Genomic DNA, 19290 nt, shown 5'->3' with positions numbered 1-19290 from the left:
CCAACGGAGGATGAGCGCGGCCGGAGTCGCGCTGATGCTCGGCGGCGCGGGGATCCTGTATGCCGCCGGCCCCGCCCAGGCCGCCGAGGTGAGTTACGCGACGGAGTGCATCCCGCCGTCGATCTCGGGCCTTCCGCCCGTGCAGGGCACCACGAAGGTGCTGATCACGGCACCCGCGGAGGCCAAGGTCGGCGACGAGGTCGAGATCGTCTGGAAGACGGTCCAGGCCGCCTCGAAGAACCCAGACGTGCTCGACCTCGACAAGGACACGGTGAAGCCCACCGGCGTCCTCACCGTGGGCGGCGCGGGCAGCGGGACCGTGGCGATGGAGGGACCGCGGCAGAACCCGGCGATCCCCAAGAACAGCCCGATGATCCTCCCCGACATGAAGGGGAAGCTGAAGCTGGACAAGGCGGGCGAGATCACGCTGACGCCCGGCAAGTACACGATCAACGTCTCCAAGCCCCTGTCGACGGACACCAAGTGCTCCCCGAAGGTGGCGGTGCCGGTCGGCGCGACGATCAAGGTCACGGACGGCTCCTCGACGTCCGGCGGCGGCACGACCACGTCGGGCGGCACGACCACGTCCGGTGGTGGGACGACGTCGGGCGGTACCACCACGTCCGGAGGTTCGACCACCACGTCGGGCGGTACGACGACGTCCGGTGGTACGAGTTCCACGGCGGGCGGCACCACCACGTCCGGCGGTACGAGTTCCACCTCCGGCGGCACCACCACCTCCGGCGGCTCCGCCACGGGCTCGTCCGGTGGGACCGGCGGCTCCGGTGGGCAGACCGACTTCTTCGGCAAGCAGGTCGCCGTCCAGTTCTCCTGCCAGCCCCCCGGACCCGCCTCGATCGCCTCCAAGGTGACGATCGACGCCAAGAAGAACGGCAACGGCTACGACCTCACGGTCAAGACCGCCAAGGGCGTCATGAACAGCCCGGCGGCCCTGCCCGCCGGCGCCCTCAAGCCGTCCATGGCCGTCAAGCTCGGCGGCGCCGACAGCGGGACGGTGAAGGTCACCGGCCCCGCCAACGCGGCCCCTCTGGAGGCGGGCAAGCCGGTCGACCTGCCCGACATGAAGGGCACCTACACGCCGGGGGCGACGGGCAAGTCCACCCTCAGCCCGGGCGCGCTCACCATCAGCGTCTCGCTGGGCGGCTCGCCGATCGTGATCCCCTGCCAGGTGAAGGGCGCCGTGCAGGCCTCCCTCGAACTGGACACCAGCAAGCAGGCCGGCGGTGCCTCCGGCGGCTCCGACGGAGGGACGGCCGCGGGCACGACGACGAGCTCGGCCTCCGGTGGCTCCGACGGCGGGAACCTCGCCCACACCGGCGCCGAGAACGACGGCGCCCTGCGCGCCCTCGCCCTCGTCGCGGGCACGATCATCCTGGTCGGCGGCGCGGTCTTCACCTTCACCCCCTGGGCGCGCCTGAGGCGGTGACGAACGACGGAGGGCCCGTCGCACCCCGGGGTGCGACGGGCCCTCCGCGCGGGGCGGGTGACGTCAGTGGACGTCGCCCATGAGCGCCTTGACCTTCTTGCGGTACATGAAGACCGCGACGGCGGCGACCGTGACGGCCACGGCCTGCAGCGCGATGATCCCGGTGCCGTTCAGGTCCACGCCCGCGAGGGAGAGCAGACCCGTGGTGCAGTCACCGGCGGTGACGGCGAGGAACCAGACACCCAGCATCTGCGAGGCGTACTTCTGCGGCGCCATCTTCGTGGTGACGGAGAGGCCGACCGGGGAGAGGCACAGCTCGGCGACGGTCTGGATGAAGTAGATCCCGACCAGCCACATCGGGCTGACCTTGCCGTCCCCGGCCATGCCGATCGGGGCCAGGAAGACGAAGAACGAGATGCCGATGCCCACCAGGCCCAGCGAGAACTTCACGATGGTGCTCGGCTCCTGGTTGCGGCGGGCGAGCCACAGCCACAGCCAGGCGAAGACCGGGGCCAGCGCCATGACGAAGAGCGGGTTGAGCGACTGGAACCAGGTGGCAGGGAAGCTCAGCGCACCGATGTGGTCGGTGGTCTTGCTGTCCGCGAAGAGGGACAGGGTCGAGCCGCCCTGGTCGTAGATCATCCAGAAGACGGCCGCGGCCACGAAGAACCAGATGTAGCCGGTGACCTTCGACTGCTCGGCCTTGTCGAGGTCCTTGTCGCGCTTGATGCGGACGATCACGGCGATCGGGATGAGCAGACCGGCGAGGGTGATCGGGACGAGCGCCCAGTTCAGGGTGTACATGCCGGCGGCGACGACGATGCCGTAGAAGACGGCGACGACGGCGATCGTGGCGCAGACCTTGACGAGGACGGACTTGCGCTCGGCGTCGGACAGCGGGTTCGGGACCACGCTGCTCTTCTCGCTCAGGTGGCGGGTGCCGAACAGGAACTGGCCCAGACCGATGGCCATGCCGATGGCCGCGAGCAGGAAGCCCAGGTGCCAGTTGTGGCTCTCGCCGACGGTGCCGATGACCAGCGGGGCGAGGAAGGCGCCGAGGTTGATGCCGACGTAGAAGAGCGTGAAGCCACCGTCACGGCGCGGGTCGTCCGGACCGTCGTAGAGGTGGCCGACCATCGTGGAGATGTTGGCCTTGAGCAGACCGGAGCCGGCGGCGACGAGCGCCAGGCCGACGAAGAACATCGCCTGGCCGGGGATGGCCAGCGAGGCGTGACCGGCCATGATCACGAAGCCGGCGATGGTGACGGTCTTGCGGGCGCCCCAGACGCGGTCACCGAACCAGCCGCCGGGCATGGCCATCAGGTAGACCATCGAGACGTACACCGAGTAGATGGCCGTCGCCGTGGCCGCCGTCATGGCGAGGCCGCCACCCTGGCTGCCGGTCGCCGCGTCCGCGCCGCCGGAGACCAGGTACAGAACGAGAAGGGCCCTCATGCCGTAGTAGGAGAAACGCTCCCACATCTCGGTCATGAAGAGGGTGGCCAGGCCACGGGGGTGGCCGAAGAACGTCTTCTCGGAACCGGGGGTTCCGGTCGAAGCCGTCGTCAGGCTGGACGCCATGTCGATCCTTGCTCTGTCGGGACGCACGCCTTGTGAGCGTGGTGCGCCCGGTGGGGGAGGCCGGCACCGGCGGGGTCGTGTGACCCCACCGGGATCCACGCCCCGGAAGCCGCGTTGTCGCGTCCCGGGACCCGGCCCACAGGTCATTCACCGTCAAGGTTCGGCGGGGCCGACCTTACGCAGAAAGAGGACCTTGGCGCGCGAAGCTGGCCAAAGGTCCCCGAATACCGCTACTGACGTGTCGCCACCATACGACACGACAGTGCCGGATATGGAAGGACTTGAGAGATGGATCACAGGTGACGAAGGAACCGTACGCGATCATTCGAAGGTCATCTGCTGGATGCCCACAAGATCCCCAGGGGTCGTTCGGGCCCGTCGGATCCCGCCCCGGCCCGCACGCCGTGCGGACTACCATCACCCCATGACCCGTGTACTGCTCGCCGAGGACGACGCATCCATCTCGGAACCGCTGGCCCGCGCCCTGCGGAGAGAGGGGTACGAGGTCGAGGTCCGCGAGGACGGCCCCACCGCCCTCGACGCCGGACTCCAGGGCGGGGTCGACCTGGTCGTGCTCGACCTGGGCCTGCCCGGCATGGACGGCCTGGAGGTCGCCCGCCGGCTGCGTGCCGAGGGCCACACGGTCCCGATCCTGGTCCTCACCGCCCGCGCGGACGAGGTCGACACCGTCGTCGGGCTCGACGCGGGCGCCGACGACTACGTCACCAAGCCCTTCCGGCTCGCCGAGCTCCTCGCCCGGGTCCGGGCCCTGCTCCGGCGCGGCTCCACCGAGCCCGCCGCCGCCCCCGCGACCCACGGCGTACGGATCGACGTCGAGTCGCACCGGGCCTGGATGGGCGACGAGGAGCTCCAGCTCACGGCGAAGGAGTTCGACCTGCTCCGGGTCCTGGTCCGGGACGCGGGCCGGGTCGTCACCCGCGACCAGCTGATGCGCGAGGTCTGGGACACCACGTGGTGGTCCTCCACCAAGACCCTGGACATGCACATCTCCTGGCTGCGCAAGAAGCTCGGCGACGACGCGGCGAACCCCCGCTACATCGCCACGGTCCGAGGCGTCGGCTTCCGCTTCGAGAAGAGCTGAGAGCGCGCACCGGTGCGCCTCTGAGCCGGTGGTCGGCCCCGTAGGCTCGGGAGCGCAAACCCGTACCCCGCCCGGAGGGCACCGTGCGCCGCCGTCTGATCAACTCCACGCTCGCCGTCGTCCTCGTCGTCATCGCCGTCTTCGGCGTCTCCCTGGTCCTCGTCGAGACCCGCACCATCTCCAGCAGCGCCCAGGAGAGCGTGGACTCGGAGGCGCTGCGGCTCGTCTCGATCGTCGACAGCCGGCTGATCGGCGGCGAGCCGGTCAATCCGGACATCCTCGCCGAGCAGGGCGGCGCCAAGCGCTTCGCCCAGATCCGCATCCCCGGCCGCGACCCCATCGAGATCGGCGACCGCCCCGAGGGCGAGGTCATCCGGGGCCTCGCGGAGGGCGAGCGCGGCGAGACCGTGATCGTCGAGGAGTCCCGCTCCGCGGTGACCGCCGAGGTCGGCCGCACCCTGCTGATCATCGGCGCGGTGGCCCTGCTCGCGGTCGTCGCCGCCGTCCTCCTCGCCGTACGGCAGGCGAACAAGCTGGCGTCCCCGCTCACCGACCTCGCCGAGACCGCCGAGCGCCTCGGCTCCGGCGACCCGCGGCCCCGGCACAAGCGGTACGGGGTGCCCGAGCTGGACCGGGTCGCGGACGTCCTCGACGCCTCCGCCGAGCGCATCGCCCGGATGCTCACCGCCGAGCGCCGGCTCGCCGCCGACGCCTCCCACCAGCTCCGTACGCCCCTCACCGCGCTCTCCATGCGCCTGGAGGAGGTCGCCCTCGCCGACGACCTGGAGACGGTCAAGGAGGAGGCGACGATCGCCCTCACGCAGGTCGAGCGGCTCACCGACGTCGTGGAGCGGCTCCTGACGAACGCGCGTGACCCCCGCACCGGCTCCGCCGTCGCCTTCGACCTGGACGAGGTCGTCAAGCAGCAGATCGAGGAGTGGCGCCCGGCCTACCGCAGCGCGGGGCGGGCCATCGTGCACTCAGGCAAGCAGGGGATGCGGGCGGTCGGCACCCCGGGCGCGGTCGCCCAGGTCCTCGCCGCCCTGATCGAGAACTCGCTCATGCACGGCGGCGGCACGGTCGCCCTGCGCACCCGCGTCACCGGCAACCAGTCGGTGATCGAGGTCACCGACGAGGGCCCGGGCGTCCCCGCCGACCTCGGCGCGCGGATCTTCGAGCGGGCGGTGAGCGGCCGCAGCTCCACCGGGATCGGCCTGGCGGTGGCCCGGGACCTGGCGGAGGCGGACGGCGGCCGTCTGGAACTGCTCCAGCAGCAGCCGCCGGTCTTCGCGCTCTTCCTGAGCCGGGAGGTCAGGAGCGTCGCGGAGGCGCCGCAGGAGCGCCCCGTACGGTGACCGCCGCGGTCGACGGGTGAGGCGAGATCGAGGGGTCAGACGCGGTCGACGGGTCAGACGCGGTCGGGCTGACGGCGGGTCGCCTGCCGCGGGGCCTGCTCCAGGAACGATTCGGCGGTCTGCACCGCCTCCTTCGCCGGCAGCGCCCGGAACACCCAGGTGCGGTAGGACCAGAAGCGGAACAGCGTCGCGACGCCGATGCCGAAGAACTTGAAGAAGTTGCTCTGCAGCGGGGTGTCCCAGCCGAACCCGTACGTCGCCGCGTACAGCAGACCGTTCTGGATCACCAGGCCGACCAGGCTGAAGACCAGGAAGAGGGAGAGCTCCTTGGCGCGGCTGCTCTTGTCCCGGTCCCGGTAGGTGAAGTACCGGAAGCCGAGGTAGTTGAAGACGATCGCGACCACGGTGGCGATGACGCTCGCCCGCACGACCGGCAGGTCCGAGAAGTGGCGCACGAGGTTGAACACCCCGAGGTCGACCAGGACCCCGACCGCGCCGACGGCGCCGAACTTGGCGACCTCCCGGAAGAGCCCCTGGAGTCGCATGCGCAGCGCGCCGGGTTCACTCATGGTGATCGCTCTGTCCCGTCCGTCCGGATGACGTCCGGGCGACGTCAACCCAACCATGCTAACCAGCGCCCCTGTCACCCGCCTGTGTACCGCGCAAACCTGTGGACAACCCGTGACCCACCCACGTCCCACCTGCTGGGACCTTGTGCCAAACCACAGCCGGACGAGTGTTCCCCGATGGTGCGGATACCCTAAGAGGGTGACGTTCCCCGTAGTAGGCATGGTCGGAGGCGGGCAGCTCGCCCGTATGACCCACGAGGCGGGTATCCCCCTCGGCATCAAGTTCAAGCTCCTCAGCGACACCCCGCAGGACTCCGCGGCCCAGGTGGTGAGCGAGGTCGTCATCGGCGACTACCGCGACCTGGACACGCTGCGTGACTTCGCGCGCGGCTGCGACGTGATCACCTTCGATCACGAGCACGTCCCCGCCGAGCACCTGGCCGCCCTGGAGGCGGACGGCGTCGTGATCCGCCCGGGCCGCGAGGCCCTCGTGCACGCGCAGGACAAGGGGGTGATGCGCGCCAAGCTCGACGAGATCGGCGCGCCGAGCCCCCGGCACCGCATCGTCGCCGATCCGGCCGACGCCGCGGCCTTCGCCGACGAGGTCGGCGGCTTCCCGATCATCCTCAAGACCGTGAGCGGCGGCTACGACGGCAAGGGCGTCTGGTTCGTCCGGACGCCCGAGGACGCCCGCGACCCCTTCCTCGCCGGGGTCCGGGTGCTCGCCGAGGAGAAGGTCGACTTCGTCCGCGAGCTCGCGGCGAACATCGTCCGCTCCCCGCACGGCCAGGCCGTCGCCTACCCGGTCGTCGAGTCCCGCCAGGTCGACGGCGTCTGCGACACGGTCATCGCGCCCGCGCCCGACCTCGACGACGAGCTGGCCGGGCAGGCCCAGGAGCTGGCCCTGCGGATCGCCAAGGAGCTGGGCGTCGTCGGCCACCTCGCCGTCGAGCTGTTCCAGACCACGGACGGCCGCATCCTCGTCAACGAACTGGCGATGCGCCCGCACAACTCCGGCCACTGGACCCAGGACGGGGCGGTCACCTCGCAGTTCGCCAACCACGTCCGGGCGGTTCTCGACCTGCCCCTCGGCGATCCGCGCCCGCGCGCGCCGTGGACCGTGATGTGCAATGTCCTGGGCGGCGACTACCCGGACATGTACTCCGCGTATCTGCACTGCATGGCCAGGGACCCGCAGCTCAAGATCCACATGTACGGCAAGGACGTGAAGCCCGGTCGCAAGGTGGGCCACGTCAACACCTACGGCGACGACCTCGACGACGTGCTGGAGCGCGCCCGTCACGCCGCCGGCTATCTGCGAGGAACCATCACCGAATGAGCACCGCCACCGCCCCCGTCGTCGGCATCGCCATGGGGTCCGACTCCGACTGGACCGTCATGGAGGCCGCCGCGCAGGCCCTCGACGAGTTCGAGATCCCGTACGAGGTGAACGTCCTCTCCGCGCACCGGATGCCGCGCGAGATGATCGCGTACGGCGAGGAGGCCGCGGACCGCGGCATCCAGGCGATCATCGCGGGCGCCGGCGGCGCCGCCCACCTGCCCGGCATGCTCGCCTCCGTCACCCCGCTGCCGGTCATCGGCGTGCCGGTGCCGCTGAAGTACCTCGACGGCATGGACTCGCTGCTCTCCATCGTGCAGATGCCGGCCGGCATCCCCGTCGCCACGGTCTCCGTCGCCGGCGCGCGGAACGCGGGCCTGCTCGCCGCCCGCATCCTCGCCGCGGGCGACGCCGAGCTCCGCGCCCGGATGACCGAGTTCCTCCAGGACCTCAACGACCAGGCCACGGAGAAGGGCAAGCGGCTCCGCGCCAAGGTCGAGGGCTCCGCGTCCTTCGGCTTCGCCAAGTGAGCGCGTCGGACCGTCTCGACGAGGCCAGGGAACTCCTGGCCTCGTCCCCCGTGGTCGACGGCCACAACGACCTCCCCTGGGCGCTGCGCGAGCACGTGCGCTACGACCTGGACCGGATGGACATCGGCGCGGACCAGACCGGCGCGCTCCACACCGACCTCGCCCGGCTGCGGGCCGGCGGGGTCGGCGCCCAGTTCTGGTCGGTGTACGTGCCCTGCCGGCTGGCCGGCGACGACGCGGTCAGCGCGACCCTGGAGCAGATCGACATCGTCGACCAGCTCCTCGACCGCTACGCCTCCGACCTCGCGCCGGCCCTGACGGCGGACGACATGGAGGCGGCCCGGAAGCAGGGCCGCATCGCCTCGCTCAAGGGCGCCGAGGGCGGCCACTCGATCAACAACTCCCTCGCCACCCTGCGCGCGCTGCACGCCCTGGGCGTGCGGTACATGACGCTCACGCACAACGACAACAACGACTGGGCGGACTCGGCGACCGACGAGCCCGGCGTCGGCGGTCTCTCCGCCTTCGGCCGGCAGGTCGTCCGCGAGATGAACCGCTCCGGCATGCTCGTCGACCTCTCGCACGTCGCCGCGACGACGATGCGGGACGCGCTCGACACCACGGCGGCGCCGGTGATCTTCTCGCACTCCTCCTCCCTCGCGGTCTGCGACCACCCGCGGAACATCCCGGACGACGTCCTGGAGCGGCTGCCCGCCAACGGCGGCGTCGCGATGGCCACGTTCGTGCCCAAGTTCATCCTCCCCGCGGCCGTCGAGTGGACGGCGCGGGCGGACGAGAACCTCCGGGCGCACGGCTTCGACCACCTCGACACCACCGCCGAGGCGATGAAGCTGCACCGCGCCTTCGAGGAGGCGAACCCGCGCCCGATCGCCACCGCCGCCACGGTCGCCGACCACCTCGACCACATGCGCGAGGCCGCCGGCATCGACCACATCGGCATCGGCGGCGACTACGACGGGACGGCCTTCACCCCGGCCGGTCTCGACGACGTCGCCGGCTATCCGAACCTGATCGCGGAACTGCTGCACCGCGGCTGGTCCCGGACGGACCTCGCCAAGCTGACCTGGTCCAACGCGGTCCGCGCGCTGCGGGACGCGGAGGCGGTCTCCCGCGATCTGAGGAACCGTACGGCCCCGTCGAACGCCACGATCGAGGCGCTCGACACGCCGTAGCCGGCTCACTCCGTCGGCGTAGCCCACCGAGCCCCCCGAGGGGGCCGGTGGCACGGTGGACGGTACTGCCCCGCCGCTCTCGGCGGGGCGGTACTGCATCGCCGAGTTCGGAGTAAGACCATGGCGGAACTGCTAGACGACCCTCCCATCCTCTCCACCGTCCCTGCCGCCGCCGGCGAGCCCGATCCGCCGGAGTCACCGCCACCGCCCGACGAGACGGCCCGCGCCCGCGCCCTGCTGGCCGCGCAGCCCGTCACCGAGGGCCACACCGAACTCCCCGGCTCCCTCGACCCCGAGGACCTCCCGCCCGTCCGCGCCGCGGAGGCCGGAGCCCAACTCTGGTCCCTGCACACCGAGTCGGAAGAGGGCGTCATCGGGACCCTGCGGCGGATCGACTCCGTCCGCGCCCTCGTCGCCACCTGCCCCGAGGACCTGCGCCTCGCGTACACCACCTCCGAGCTGGCCCACGCCCGCAACTGCGGCCGTGTCGCCGCGCTGCTCGGCCCGGTCAGCTGGACGGCGCTCGGCGGCTCCGCGGCCATCCTGCGGGCCTACCACGCCCTCGGCGTACGGGCGGTGAACCTCACCCGCTTCGACCGCTTCGCCCGGGACGCCGTACGGGAGATGAACCGGATCGGCCTGGCCGTGGACCTCTCCGGCGCCGACCAGGACACGGTCCGCCGCGCCCTCGCCGTCACCCGCGCCCCCGCGCTCCTCACCCGGGCCGAGCCGGAGACCCTGCCGGACGAGGTCCTCGGCCTCCTCGGCGAGAACGGCGCCGTCCTCATGGTCACGGTCACCGAGGACCCGGCCGCCGTCGCCGACGTCCTCGACCGGGTACGGGCGCAGGCGGGCCCGCAGTGCACGGGTGTCTCCCACACCACCGCCCCGGCCGCCGGCTACGTGCCGCTCTTCGCGGAGCTGCTCCGCCGCGGCTGGACGGCCCAGGAACTCGTCGGCCTCGCGCACGCCAACGCCACCCGGGCGCTGCGGGAGACGGAGTTCCTGTCCCGGACGAACCGGATCCGGCCGGCCGCGGCCTGACCGCGCGAACGACGGAGGGGCGCGACCGCCAGGCGGTCGCGCCCCTCTGCCGCTGCCTCAGGCCGTCGGGCGGCCCATCGCCCGGTAGGTCCAGCCGGCCGCCCGCCACCGCGCCCCGTCGAGGGCGTTGCGGCCGTCGAGGATGACGCGGGTGGCGGCGACCGCGGCCAGCTCGGCCGGGTCGAGCTCGCGGAACTCGCGCCACTCGGTCAGGTGCAGGACCACGTCCGCCCCGCGCACGGCCTCCAGGGCCGAGTCTGCGTAGCCGAGGGTCGGGAAGACCCGGCGGGCGTTCTCCATGCCCTTCGGGTCGTAGACGGTCACCTGGCCGCCCTGGAGGTGTATCTGGCCGGCCACGTTGAGCGCGGGGGAGTCGCGGACGTCGTCCGAGTCGGGCTTGAAGGTGGCGCCGAGCACCGCGACCCGGCGGCCCAGGAAGGTGGCCCCGCCGAGCGCCTCGCGGGCCATCTCCACCATCTGGCCGCGCCGTCGCATGTTGATCGAGTCGATCTCGCGGAGGAAGGTCAGGGCCTGGTCGGCGCCGAGCTCGCCCGCGCGGGCCATGAAGGCCCGGATGTCCTTGGGCAGGCAGCCGCCGCCGAAGCCGATGCCGGCGCGCAGGAACTTGGCGCCGATGCGGTCGTCGTGGCCGATGGCCTCGGCGAGCTTGGCGACGTCGCCGCCGGCGGCCTCGCAGACCTCGGCCATCGCGTTGATGAAGGAGATCTTGGTGGCGAGGAAGGAGTTGGCGGCCGTCTTGACGAGTTCGGCGGTCGGGAAGTCGGTGACGACGAACGGAGAGCCCTCGCCGACCGGTACGGCGTACACCTCGCGGAGGGTCTTCTCGGCCCGCTCGCCGCGCACGCCGACGACGATCCGGTCCGGGTGCAGGGTGTCGTCGACGGCGAAGCCCTCGCGCAGGAACTCGGGGTTCCAGGCGAGCTCGACGCCCTCGGGGAGGAGCGCCGCGAGCCGCTCGGCCGAGCCGACCGGGACGGTCGACTTGCCGACGACCAGGGCCCCTTCGCGTACGACTCCGGCGAGGGAGGTGAAGGCGGCGTCGACGTAGCTCATGTCGCAGGCGTACTCGCCGTGCTTCTGCGGGGTGTTCACACAGACGAAGTGCACGTCGCCGAAGGCGCCGACCTCCTCCCAGGAGGTGGTGAAGCGCAGCCGGCCGCTCGATCCCTCGATGCCGGCCACGTGCTTCGCGAGCAGTTCCTCCAGGCCCGGCTCGAACATGGGGACGCGTCCGGCGGACAGCATCTCGATCTTCTCGGGGACGACGTCCAGGCCGAGCACCTCGAAGCCCAGCTCCGCCATGGCCGCGGCGTGCGTGGCGCCGAGGTAGCCGGTGCCGATCACAGTGATCTTGAGGGCCATGCGGGACTCCAGGGAACGTCGGGCGGAATGCCTGCCCGAGCATAGTCGTGCCCTGGTCCGGGGCCGGGTCACGCCCTACCATTTGGGTTACTTAACGGTAGTTAGCAGCGTGGGAGTGAGTGAGCGTGTCGGGTTCGACTGATTTCGACCTTTACCGGCCTTCCGAGGAGCACGACATGCTCCGCGAGTCGGTGCGTGCCCTCGCGGAGGCGAAGATCGTGCCGTTCGCGGCGGCGGTGGACGAGGAGGGCCGCTTCCCGCAGGAGGCCCTGGACGCGCTGGTCGCCAACGACCTGCACGCCGTGCACGTCCCGGAGACCTACGGCGGCGCGGGCGCGGACGCCCTCGCCACCGTGATCGTGATCGAGGAGGTCGCGCGCGCGTGCGGCTCCTCCTCGCTGATCCCGGCGGTCAACAAGCTGGGCTCGCTGCCGGTGATCCTGTCCGGCTCGGAGGAGCTCAAGCACAAGTACCTCGGCCCGCTGGCCAAGGGCGACGCGATGTTCTCCTACGCCCTCTCCGAGCCCGACGCGGGCTCGGACGCGGCCGGCATGAAGACCCGCGCGGTGCGCGACGGCGACTTCTGGGTCCTCAACGGCGTCAAGCGGTGGATCACCAACGCCGGCGTCTCGGAGTACTACACCGTGATGGCCGTCACCGACCCGGAGAAGCGCTCCAAGGGCATCTCCGCGTTCGTGGTGGAGAAGTCCGACGAGGGCGTGTCCTTCGGCGCCCCGGAGAAGAAGCTCGGCATCAAGGGCTCCCCGACCCGCGAGGTCTACCTCGACAACGTCCGCATCCCCGCCGACCGCATGATCGGCGCCGAGGGCACCGGCTTCGCCACCGCCATGAAGACCCTCGACCACACCCGCATCACCATCGCCGCCCAGGCCATCGGCATCGCCCAGGGCGCCCTCGACTACGCCAAGGGCTACGTCAAGGAGCGCAAGCAGTTCGGCAAGCCGATCGCCGACTTCCAGGGCGTGCAGTTCATGCTCGCCGACATGGCCATGAAGCTGGAGGCCGCCCGCCAGCTCACCTACGCCGCCGCCGCCAAGTCCGAGCGCGTCTCCGCCGGAGGTGACAAGGAGGACCTCACCTTCTTCGGCGCCGCCGCCAAGTGCTTCGCCTCCGACGTCGCCATGGAGGTCACCACCGACGCCGTCCAGCTCCTCGGCGGCTACGGCTACACCCGCGACTACCCGGTCGAGCGCATGATGCGCGACGCCAAGATCACCCAGATCTACGAAGGCACCAACCAGGTCCAGCGCATCGTCATGGCCCGCAACCTCCCGTAGGGGAGCACGCGAAAGGGGCGTCCTCCCGGCCGGGAGGACGCCCCTTTCGTATATCCGTCTAGCGGTTGGACTCGACGGTGACCTTCTCGTCGTTCTTGATCTGCTCGACCAGCTGCTTGACCTTCGGCATGTCCCACTTCAGGGAGTTCTGCGGGGCGGAGCCGGCGATCGGCATGTTCATGGACTTGCCGTCGCCGCCGCTGATGCCCTTCATCGCGAAGAACATCTTGCCGAGGTCGTACAGGGACATGTCCTTGTCGACGATCAGCGTGTCCAGACCGGCGCCGAGCGTCGGGTACAGCGCGAACGGGTTGAGGATCGTGCCCGGCGTCGCCGCCTGGTTCGCGAGGGCGGAGAGGAACTTCTGCTGGTTCTTCGTCCGCTGGAGGTCCGACTGGGCGAAGGCGTAGCGGGTACGGACGAAGGCCAGGGCCTGCTCGCCGTTGAGGGTCTGCTTGCCCGCCTGGAAGTCGGCGCCGGACTTCTTGTCCTTGAAGCCCTTGTCGATGTTCAGCTCGACGCCGCCGAGCGCGTCCACGATGTTCGCGAAGCCGGCGAAGCCGATCTCGGCGTAGTGGTCGATGTGCAGGCCGGTGTTGTACTCGACGGTCCGCACGAGCAGCTCGGGGCCGTCCATCGCGTAGGCCGCGTTCAGCTTGGAGCCGCCGCGGGCCGGGTACGACTTGCCCGACTCGGAGCCGACGAAGTTCGGGATCGTCACCCAGGAGTCACGGGGCAGCGAGACCATCGTGTTCCCGCTGGAGCAGGCCGCGAGGATCATCATCGAGTCGGTCCGCTTGCCCTCGGCGGAACCGGTGTGGAGCTTCTTCTTCTCCTCGGCGGACATGCCCTCACGGCTGTCGGAGCCGACGATCAGATACGTCGTGCAGTCGCCCTCCTCCGGCCGCTCGATGACCTTGGAGAGGTCGACCTCGTTGCGCATCTGCGAGCTGGCCCAGGCATAGGTGCCGATGCCCCAGGCGAGGACGCCGACGACCAGCACGATCGAGCCGACCTTGATCCGCTTGCGCCAGTCCGGCGCGGGACGTCCGGGCCCGGAGGGCGCGTACTGCGGAGGGACACCGCCCCGGCCGCCACCGCCCTGGTTCTGGGGGCCGCCGCCGTACACGTGGCCGGAGCTGTAACCGGAGTCGTACCCCTGGTTCTGCGCCTGCGTGAAGTTCGGGTTGTAACCCCCCTGGCCCTGGCCGTGGCCCTGCTGGGAACGCGGCGGCTGCTGCGGAACCTGCGGGCGCTGCACATGGCTCATCCGTCGGGGTCCCTGGGGCTCATCAGGCCAGTCATTCATGTGGACCAGTGTGCCGGGCGGCCCTTTCCGGGCGACAGTCCGGGTAGAAGATCGGACCGCTGCTGTTGCCAAGCTGATGCAAAGCGGACCCGGCGGGGACGAGGGCCGGACCCGGCATAAGGTGGAGGACATGACAGACCAGGGCGATACCCCGGACGGAATCCCGGGCAAGCCGACCTCCGCCTCCCGCACCACCCTCAGCCACATCATGACCAGCCACGACACCAACCTCCTCGGGACGGTGCACGGCGGCGTGATCATGAAGCTGGTCGACGACGCGGCGGGCGCCGTCGCGGGCCGGCACTCGGGCGGCCCGGCCGTCACGGCCTCCATGGACGAGATGGCCTTCCTGGAGCCGGTCCGCGTCGGCGACCTCCTCCATGTGAAGGCCCAGGTCAACTGGACGGGCCGGTCCTCCATGGAGGTCGGCGTACGGGTCATGGCCGAGCGCTGGAACGAGTCCACGCCCGCCACCCAGGTCGGCTCCGCCTACCTCGTCTTCGCGGCCGTCGACGCGGAGGGCAAGCCCCGCCCGGTCCCCCAGGTCATCCCGGAGACCGAACAGGACAAGCGCCGCAACCAGGAAGCCCAGATCCGCCGGACCCACCGCCTGGCCCGCCGCCAGGCGATCAAGGAACTGAGGGAACGCCGAGCGGCAGAGGGCTACGAGGACTGAGCCGGGTCACGGGCACACCACCTTGTCCCCGGTGACCGCCTCGAACGGCTGCCCCGAGGCCTCGGCCCGTACCGCCCGCACGCCCTTGTAGTCACCCCCCACAGTGACCCGCAACGTCCCGCCCCTCCCGGCGACCGCCCGCAGCTCCGCCCCCGGCAAGGCCGCCGCCAGGGACCTGGCCGACCGGTCCCACCGAGGGTCGTACTCGACGACGGTCCGCGCCCGCTCCTTCCCGGCCCCCGTCATCGGCGTGCGCGTGGTGTCGAAGCCGGTCGCGCGCAGGGCGTCGTCCACCTTGCGGCCGAGCCCGTCGGTCCGGGTCCCGTTGTAGACCTGGACGCGGATCGTCCGCGGCGGCACGTCCACGACGACCCCGGGCGCCTTCCCGGAGCTCTCCGACCGGGGCGCGGCGGCGAGCGGCCGGTCGTCCCGCAGCGACTGGAACAGCTTCTGCGCCTTGGCCGCGTCCCACTTCACGGTCGAGCCGATGCCCTTCACGGGGAAGCTCATGTCGCCGATCGGCACGGACACGAACTCCGAGGAGGCCGGGGTGAAGCCGTGCATCGCCTTGGCGAGGGCGAGCAGCTGATCCGTACCGAAGTCCTCGTCGGCCCGTACGGAGCTCAGCATCGTCGTCGCGAGCTCACGGAACCGCACCGGGTTGAGCAGCACCCCGCCGCTCGTCATCCGCTCGATCAGCGCCGCGAGGAACCGCTGCTGGCGCTGCATGCGGCCGATGTCGGCGGCCCCGTCGATGTGCCGGGAGCGCACGTACTGCAGGGCCTGCCCGCCGTCGAGCTCATGGGTGCCGGGGGAGAGGTCGAGCCCGGTGTACGAGTCCTTCAGGGGCCGCTTCGTACAGATCTGCACCCCGCCGACCGCGTCCACGGTCCGCATGAAGCTGGTGAAGTCGACCTCCAGATAGTGGTCGATCTTGACGCCGGTCATGGACTCGACGGTCCGCACGGTCAGACCGGGCCCGCCCTCGGCGTAGGCGGCGTTCAGCTTCACCGGGTGGGCCCGGTGCTTCCTGCCGCTGTTCATGTCGGTGTGCTCGGGCATCTCCGCGTACGAGTCGCGGGGCAGGCTGACGACGCTCGCCCGCTCCCGGTCCTCGGAGATGTGCACGAGCATGACGGTGTCGGTGCAGTGACAGGGCGCACCGCCCAGCCGGTACTTCGTCTTCTCCTCGGGGGTGATCCGGTCGCGCCCGTCGGTCCCGACGACCAGCACGTTCATCCCGTGCCCGGCCTGCGGGCGGTTCTTCATGTCCTTGAAGGGGTCGACGCGGGTGATCCCGGTGTCCAGGCCGGTGACCACGGCGTGCCCGATCCCGCCGGCCGTGAGGACCGCCACGGAGAGCGCCGTCGCCATCCGCATCCCCCACCGGGGGCGCCTCCGCCGCCTGCGGACCGGTACGCGACGGGCGGCGGGCCGGGGTCGGGGCGTGCGGGGCGGTGTGGGCACGGACGGACACCTCCGCGGTGGGACAGGGGAACCGTGAGCACGGTAGGCCCATACGATCAGCGCAAGGGCGCACCACCCGCTCGGCGCGCACCGCTGTCCCCCGTTCGCGGTAACGTGGCGGGCAATGAACGCCACGCCCCCCGTCTCCGTGATCATGCCGGTCCTCAACGAGGAGCGTTATCTGCGCACCTCGGTTCGTCACATCCTGGAGCAGGAGTACGACGGCGAGATGGAGGTGGTGATCGCCCTCGGCCCGTCCACGGACCGTACGGACGAGATCGCCGCCGAGCTCGTCCGGGAAACCGCTTCGGGAACGCGCCGCGTCATCACGGTCCCGAACCCGACCGGCCGCACGCCCGCCGCGCTCAACGCGGCGATCCAGGCCTCCCATCACCCGATCGTGGTGCGTGTGGACGGCCACGGCATGCTCTCCCCGAACTACATCGCCACCGCGGTCCGGCTCCTGGAGGAGACCGGCGCGCAGAACGTCGGCGGTGTGATGCACGCCGAGGGCGAGAACGCCTGGGAGGACGCGGTCGCGGCGGCGATGACCTCGAAGATCGGTGTGGGCAACGCCGCCTTCCACACGGGCGGCGAGGCCGGCCCGGCGGAGACGGTCTACCTGGGCGTCTTCCGGCGCGAGGCCCTGGAGCGGCAGGGCGGGTACAACGTGGAGTTCATCCGCGCCCAGGACTGGGAGCTGAACTTCCGCATCCGCGAGGCCGGCGGCCTGATCTGGTTCTCGCCGGAGCTGCGCGTCCAGTACCGTCCGCGGCCCTCGGTGAAGGCGCTGGCGAAGCAGTACAAGGACTACGGCCGTTGGCGGCACGTGGTGGCCCGCTACCACCAGGGCTCGATCAACCTGCGCTACCTGGCCCCGCCGGCCGCCGTCTGCGCGATCGCCGCGGGCCTGGTCGTGGGCGCCGTCCTGACCCCGCTCGGCTTCGTGGTCCCGGCGGGCTACCTGGCAGCGATCACGGCGGGCTCGGTCCCGGCGGGCAAGGGCCTGTCCCTGAAGTCCCGCCTCCAGATCCCGGTGGCCCTCGCGACCATGCACATGTCCTGGGGCTACGGCTTCCTCACCAGCCCCCGCTCGCTCGCGCGGAAGGTCATCGCGAGCCGCCGCCCGGCGGTGACGGCGGAGCGCGTCTGACGCGCCGCGCACGAACACGGCGAAGGCCGGGCCCCTTTCCGGGGGCCCGGCCTTCGTGCGTATCGCGTGGGGTCAGCTCTTCCCGTCCCACTTGTAGGGGTCGAAGATCTCCATGCAGCCCTTGTCGTTGCCCCGGAGGACCTCCGCGCCGTCCGGGATGTCACCGGCCTCGGAGGCCGGCTTCTTGTAGACGGTGCCCTCGCGCCAGTCGGCGCCCACGACGAGCGTGAGGCCCTGGGCCTTCGCGTCGGCCCGGACGGCCGAGTCGGGCAGTCCGAGCGCCTTGGCCACGGACTGGGCGTTCGCCCGGCCCTGGTCGCCGTCGGCCTTCGGGTAGGTGACCACGGTGTCCGCGCGGTTGCCGCCCTCCTTGGAGGACTCGGCCTGGGTGAAGCCCTTGCCCTGGAGGAGCTCGGTGACGGTGCGGGCGCGACCCTCGGCCGCGGGTTCACTGTCGCTTCCGGTGCCGTTGACGACCGTCACGGCGAGGGAGCCGGGCGCCTCGGCGGTGGCCTTCGGCTTCGTGGACGGCTTCGGCTTGGGCTTGGCGTCGGCCGGGTCGCCGTTCTTGTCGAAGGCGACGTCGTCGCGGAGCATCCGGAACATCTTGTCGGCCGACGACTTGACGAGGATGTTCCAGTTGTCGTCCTTCGGGTACGGAGCCGTCGGGATGTTCGCCGTGGTGAGGCGGTCCAGCTTCACGTTCTTGAGCTGCATCGACAGGTCGAAGAGCCCCTTGACCGACTTGATCTCGTCGGAGACCTGGAGCGCATTGGTGGCTGTCTCGGCCAGGCCCATGAGGCGGCCGGTGTCGGTCCAGGCGTTCTGCTTCTGGAGCTTCTCCATCATGCCGTTCATGTACATGTGCTGGGCCTTGGCGCGGTTCTGGTCGCTGCCGAACGCGTGCCGGGTGCGCAGCCACTGGAGCGCCTGCTCGCCCTTGACCTCGTGCGTCCCCACGGGCAGCTTCAGGTGGGAGCCACCGGGCTGCAGCCGTGTCGGGTGGTCGCTGACGCCGGACTTCACACAGACCGGGACGCCGCCGACCTCGTCGGCCATGGCCACCACACCGGCGAAGTCGACCATGATCCAGTGGTCGATGTAGGCCCCGGTGAGGCTCTCCCAGGTGGTGAGGGTGCAGCCGGGGCCGCCGCGCTGGAGCGTCTCGTTGATGGGCCGGGTGTCGGTGGCGGGGAAGGTGCGGCCGTCGCCCTTGCACTCCGGGATGTGGACGACGGTGTCGCGCGGGATCGAGACGACCGAGGCGTTCTTCCGGTCCGCCGAGACGTGCAGCAGCATCTGCACGTCGGCGAGCGGCGGGCGGTTCTTGTCGTCCCGGCCGCCGCCGAGGGCGATGTTCTTCTCGTCGCTCCGGTCGTCGGAGCCGATGAGCAGGATGTTCAGCGGGGTGTCGCCCAGCGCGTTCGGCGCGGCCTTCTTCACGCCGCTGTCGCCGCCGGCCCGCGACCCGCCGCGGATGTTGCCGTTGAGGTGCTCGTAGTACAGGTATCCGGCGCCGGCCGTGCCGAGTATCAGCAGCGACAGGGTGATCGCCACCCAGCGCAGCACCTTGCGTTTGCCGGTCTTCTTGGCCCGCCGGCGCGCGGCCGCGCGTCCGTTCGGACCCGTGCCGCCGCCCTTCCCGCCACCGCGCCGGCGCTCGGCGCGGCTCGGTGCGGAGGAGCTGTCCTCCTCGGAAGTCTCGGCCCCCGCGCCGGTCGCCTCGCCGGCGCCGTACAGGTCGTCGTCCCAGCCCAGTTCACGGGCGCGCGGAACGCTCTTCCGCGTTCCCTCCCCACGCACGCTGCTCTGTCCCACCCCAGGTCCCCTCGTCAGATCAGGAG

Annotated in this window: 16 protein-coding genes; 10 read left to right on the top strand and 6 right to left on the bottom strand. The window is 71.1% G+C overall.

Annotated features, from left to right (window positions below):
* Positions 1-10: 10 nt before the first annotated feature.
* Positions 11-1447: a hypothetical protein gene (locus AB5J54_RS16025; protein ID WP_369144586.1), complete on the top strand. Its 1437-nt coding sequence runs from the start codon at positions 11-13 to the stop codon at positions 1445-1447.
* Positions 1448-1510: 63 nt separating this feature from the next.
* On the opposite strand, the gene AB5J54_RS16020 is transcribed toward AB5J54_RS16025, so the two are convergent.
* Positions 1511-3028, bottom strand: coding sequence for a peptide MFS transporter (locus AB5J54_RS16020; protein ID WP_369144585.1), 1518 nt, complete (start codon positions 3026-3028; stop codon positions 1511-1513).
* 424 nt (positions 3029-3452) lie between these two features.
* Between AB5J54_RS16020 and AB5J54_RS16015 the strand changes: the two genes are divergently transcribed.
* Both AB5J54_RS16015 and AB5J54_RS16010 read left to right on the top strand, forming a co-directional pair.
* Entirely contained in the window at positions 3453-4130 is a 678-nt protein-coding gene (locus AB5J54_RS16015; protein WP_041129540.1) for a response regulator transcription factor, read from the top strand.
* An 83-nt stretch (positions 4131-4213) separates the two neighbouring features.
* Positions 4214-5485, top strand: a complete 1272-nt coding sequence (locus tag AB5J54_RS16010) for an ATP-binding protein (RefSeq protein ID WP_369144584.1) — start codon at positions 4214-4216, stop codon at positions 5483-5485.
* A 53-nt stretch (positions 5486-5538) separates the two neighbouring features.
* Here the strand turns inward: AB5J54_RS16010 and AB5J54_RS16005 are convergent, their stop codons facing one another.
* Entirely contained in the window at positions 5539-6054 is a 516-nt protein-coding gene (locus AB5J54_RS16005; protein WP_369144583.1) for a GtrA family protein, read from the bottom strand.
* 199 nt (positions 6055-6253) lie between these two features.
* Here AB5J54_RS16005 and AB5J54_RS16000 point away from each other — a divergent pair, with 199 nt between their 5' ends.
* The 4 genes from AB5J54_RS16000 to AB5J54_RS15985 all read left to right on the top strand — a co-directional run bounded on the left by AB5J54_RS16000 (position 6254) and on the right by AB5J54_RS15985 (position 10160).
* Positions 6254-7393: a 5-(carboxyamino)imidazole ribonucleotide synthase gene (locus tag AB5J54_RS16000; RefSeq protein WP_369144582.1), complete on the top strand. Its 1140-nt coding sequence runs from the start codon at positions 6254-6256 to the stop codon at positions 7391-7393.
* Positions 7390-7923, top strand: coding sequence for a 5-(carboxyamino)imidazole ribonucleotide mutase (purE, locus tag AB5J54_RS15995; protein ID WP_369144581.1), 534 nt, complete (start codon positions 7390-7392; stop codon positions 7921-7923). Before AB5J54_RS16000 ends, purE begins: the two co-directional genes overlap by 4 nt.
* On the top strand, positions 7920-9116 hold the full coding sequence (locus tag AB5J54_RS15990; protein WP_369144580.1) for a dipeptidase: 1197 nt from the start codon (positions 7920-7922) through the stop codon (positions 9114-9116). Before purE ends, AB5J54_RS15990 begins: the two co-directional genes overlap by 4 nt.
* Positions 9117-9236: 120 nt before the next feature.
* Positions 9237-10160: a membrane dipeptidase gene (locus tag AB5J54_RS15985; protein WP_369144579.1), complete on the top strand. Its 924-nt coding sequence runs from the start codon at positions 9237-9239 to the stop codon at positions 10158-10160.
* Positions 10161-10217: 57 nt separating this feature from the next.
* On the opposite strand, the gene AB5J54_RS15980 is transcribed toward AB5J54_RS15985, so the two are convergent.
* Positions 10218-11543, bottom strand: coding sequence for a UDP-glucose/GDP-mannose dehydrogenase family protein (locus AB5J54_RS15980; RefSeq protein ID WP_369144578.1), 1326 nt, complete (start codon positions 11541-11543; stop codon positions 10218-10220).
* 125 nt (positions 11544-11668) lie between these two features.
* Between AB5J54_RS15980 and AB5J54_RS15975 the strand changes: the two genes are divergently transcribed.
* Positions 11669-12841 (top strand): acyl-CoA dehydrogenase family protein, encoded by a 1173-nt coding sequence (locus tag AB5J54_RS15975; RefSeq protein ID WP_369144577.1) that lies wholly within the window; start codon positions 11669-11671, stop codon positions 12839-12841.
* 58 nt (positions 12842-12899) lie between these two features.
* On the opposite strand, the gene AB5J54_RS15970 is transcribed toward AB5J54_RS15975, so the two are convergent.
* Entirely contained in the window at positions 12900-14111 is a 1212-nt protein-coding gene (locus AB5J54_RS15970; RefSeq protein WP_369144576.1) for an LCP family protein, read from the bottom strand.
* A gap of 169 nt (positions 14112-14280) precedes the next feature.
* Here AB5J54_RS15970 and AB5J54_RS15965 point away from each other — a divergent pair, with 169 nt between their 5' ends.
* Complete coding sequence (locus AB5J54_RS15965; protein ID WP_369144575.1) at positions 14281-14826, top strand: acyl-CoA thioesterase; 546 nt, start codon at positions 14281-14283, stop codon at positions 14824-14826.
* 6 nt (positions 14827-14832) lie between these two features.
* Here the strand turns inward: AB5J54_RS15965 and AB5J54_RS15960 are convergent, their stop codons facing one another.
* Positions 14833-16206: an LCP family protein gene (locus AB5J54_RS15960; protein WP_369144574.1), complete on the bottom strand. Its 1374-nt coding sequence runs from the start codon at positions 16204-16206 to the stop codon at positions 14833-14835.
* A gap of 211 nt (positions 16207-16417) precedes the next feature.
* Here AB5J54_RS15960 and AB5J54_RS15955 point away from each other — a divergent pair, with 211 nt between their 5' ends.
* Positions 16418-17446 carry a glycosyltransferase family 2 protein gene (locus AB5J54_RS15955; RefSeq protein ID WP_369144573.1) on the top strand — a complete coding sequence of 343 codons (1029 nt, stop codon included), beginning with the start codon at positions 16418-16420 and terminating at the stop codon, positions 17444-17446.
* A gap of 72 nt (positions 17447-17518) precedes the next feature.
* Here AB5J54_RS15955 and AB5J54_RS15950 read toward each other — a convergent pair whose 3' ends face one another.
* Positions 17519-19264, bottom strand: coding sequence for an LCP family protein (locus AB5J54_RS15950; protein WP_369144572.1), 1746 nt, complete (start codon positions 19262-19264; stop codon positions 17519-17521).
* Between the last annotated feature and the right edge of the window lie 26 nt (positions 19265-19290).

Source organism: Streptomyces sp. R44, assembly GCF_041053105.1.
Classification (GTDB): Bacteria; Actinomycetota; Actinomycetes; order Streptomycetales; family Streptomycetaceae; genus Streptomyces.
Note: the sequence above shows the minus strand (reverse complement) of the source record. Positions and strands in the feature narration are given on the sequence as shown.

Excerpts from the sequence above, each read along its gene's own strand:
- AB5J54_RS16025 (WP_369144586.1), top strand. The coding sequence starts at position 11 with ATGAGCGCGGCCGGAGTCGCGCTGATGCTCGGCGGCGCGGGGATCCTG.
- AB5J54_RS16020 (WP_369144585.1), bottom strand. The coding sequence starts at position 3,028 with ATGGCGTCCAGCCTGACGACGGCTTCGACCGGAACCCCCGGTTCCGAG.
- AB5J54_RS16015 (WP_041129540.1), top strand. The coding sequence starts at position 3,453 with ATGACCCGTGTACTGCTCGCCGAGGACGACGCATCCATCTCGGAACCG.
- AB5J54_RS16005 (WP_369144583.1), bottom strand. The coding sequence starts at position 6,054 with ATGAGTGAACCCGGCGCGCTGCGCATGCGACTCCAGGGGCTCTTCCGG.
- purE (WP_369144581.1), top strand. The coding sequence starts at position 7,390 with ATGAGCACCGCCACCGCCCCCGTCGTCGGCATCGCCATGGGGTCCGAC.
- AB5J54_RS15985 (WP_369144579.1), top strand. The coding sequence starts at position 9,237 with ATGGCGGAACTGCTAGACGACCCTCCCATCCTCTCCACCGTCCCTGCC.
- AB5J54_RS15980 (WP_369144578.1), bottom strand. The coding sequence starts at position 11,543 with ATGGCCCTCAAGATCACTGTGATCGGCACCGGCTACCTCGGCGCCACG.
- AB5J54_RS15970 (WP_369144576.1), bottom strand. The coding sequence starts at position 14,111 with ATGAGCCATGTGCAGCGCCCGCAGGTTCCGCAGCAGCCGCCGCGTTCC.
- AB5J54_RS15965 (WP_369144575.1), top strand. The coding sequence starts at position 14,281 with ATGACAGACCAGGGCGATACCCCGGACGGAATCCCGGGCAAGCCGACC.
- AB5J54_RS15960 (WP_369144574.1), bottom strand. The coding sequence starts at position 16,206 with ATGCGGATGGCGACGGCGCTCTCCGTGGCGGTCCTCACGGCCGGCGGG.
- AB5J54_RS15955 (WP_369144573.1), top strand. The coding sequence starts at position 16,418 with ATGAACGCCACGCCCCCCGTCTCCGTGATCATGCCGGTCCTCAACGAG.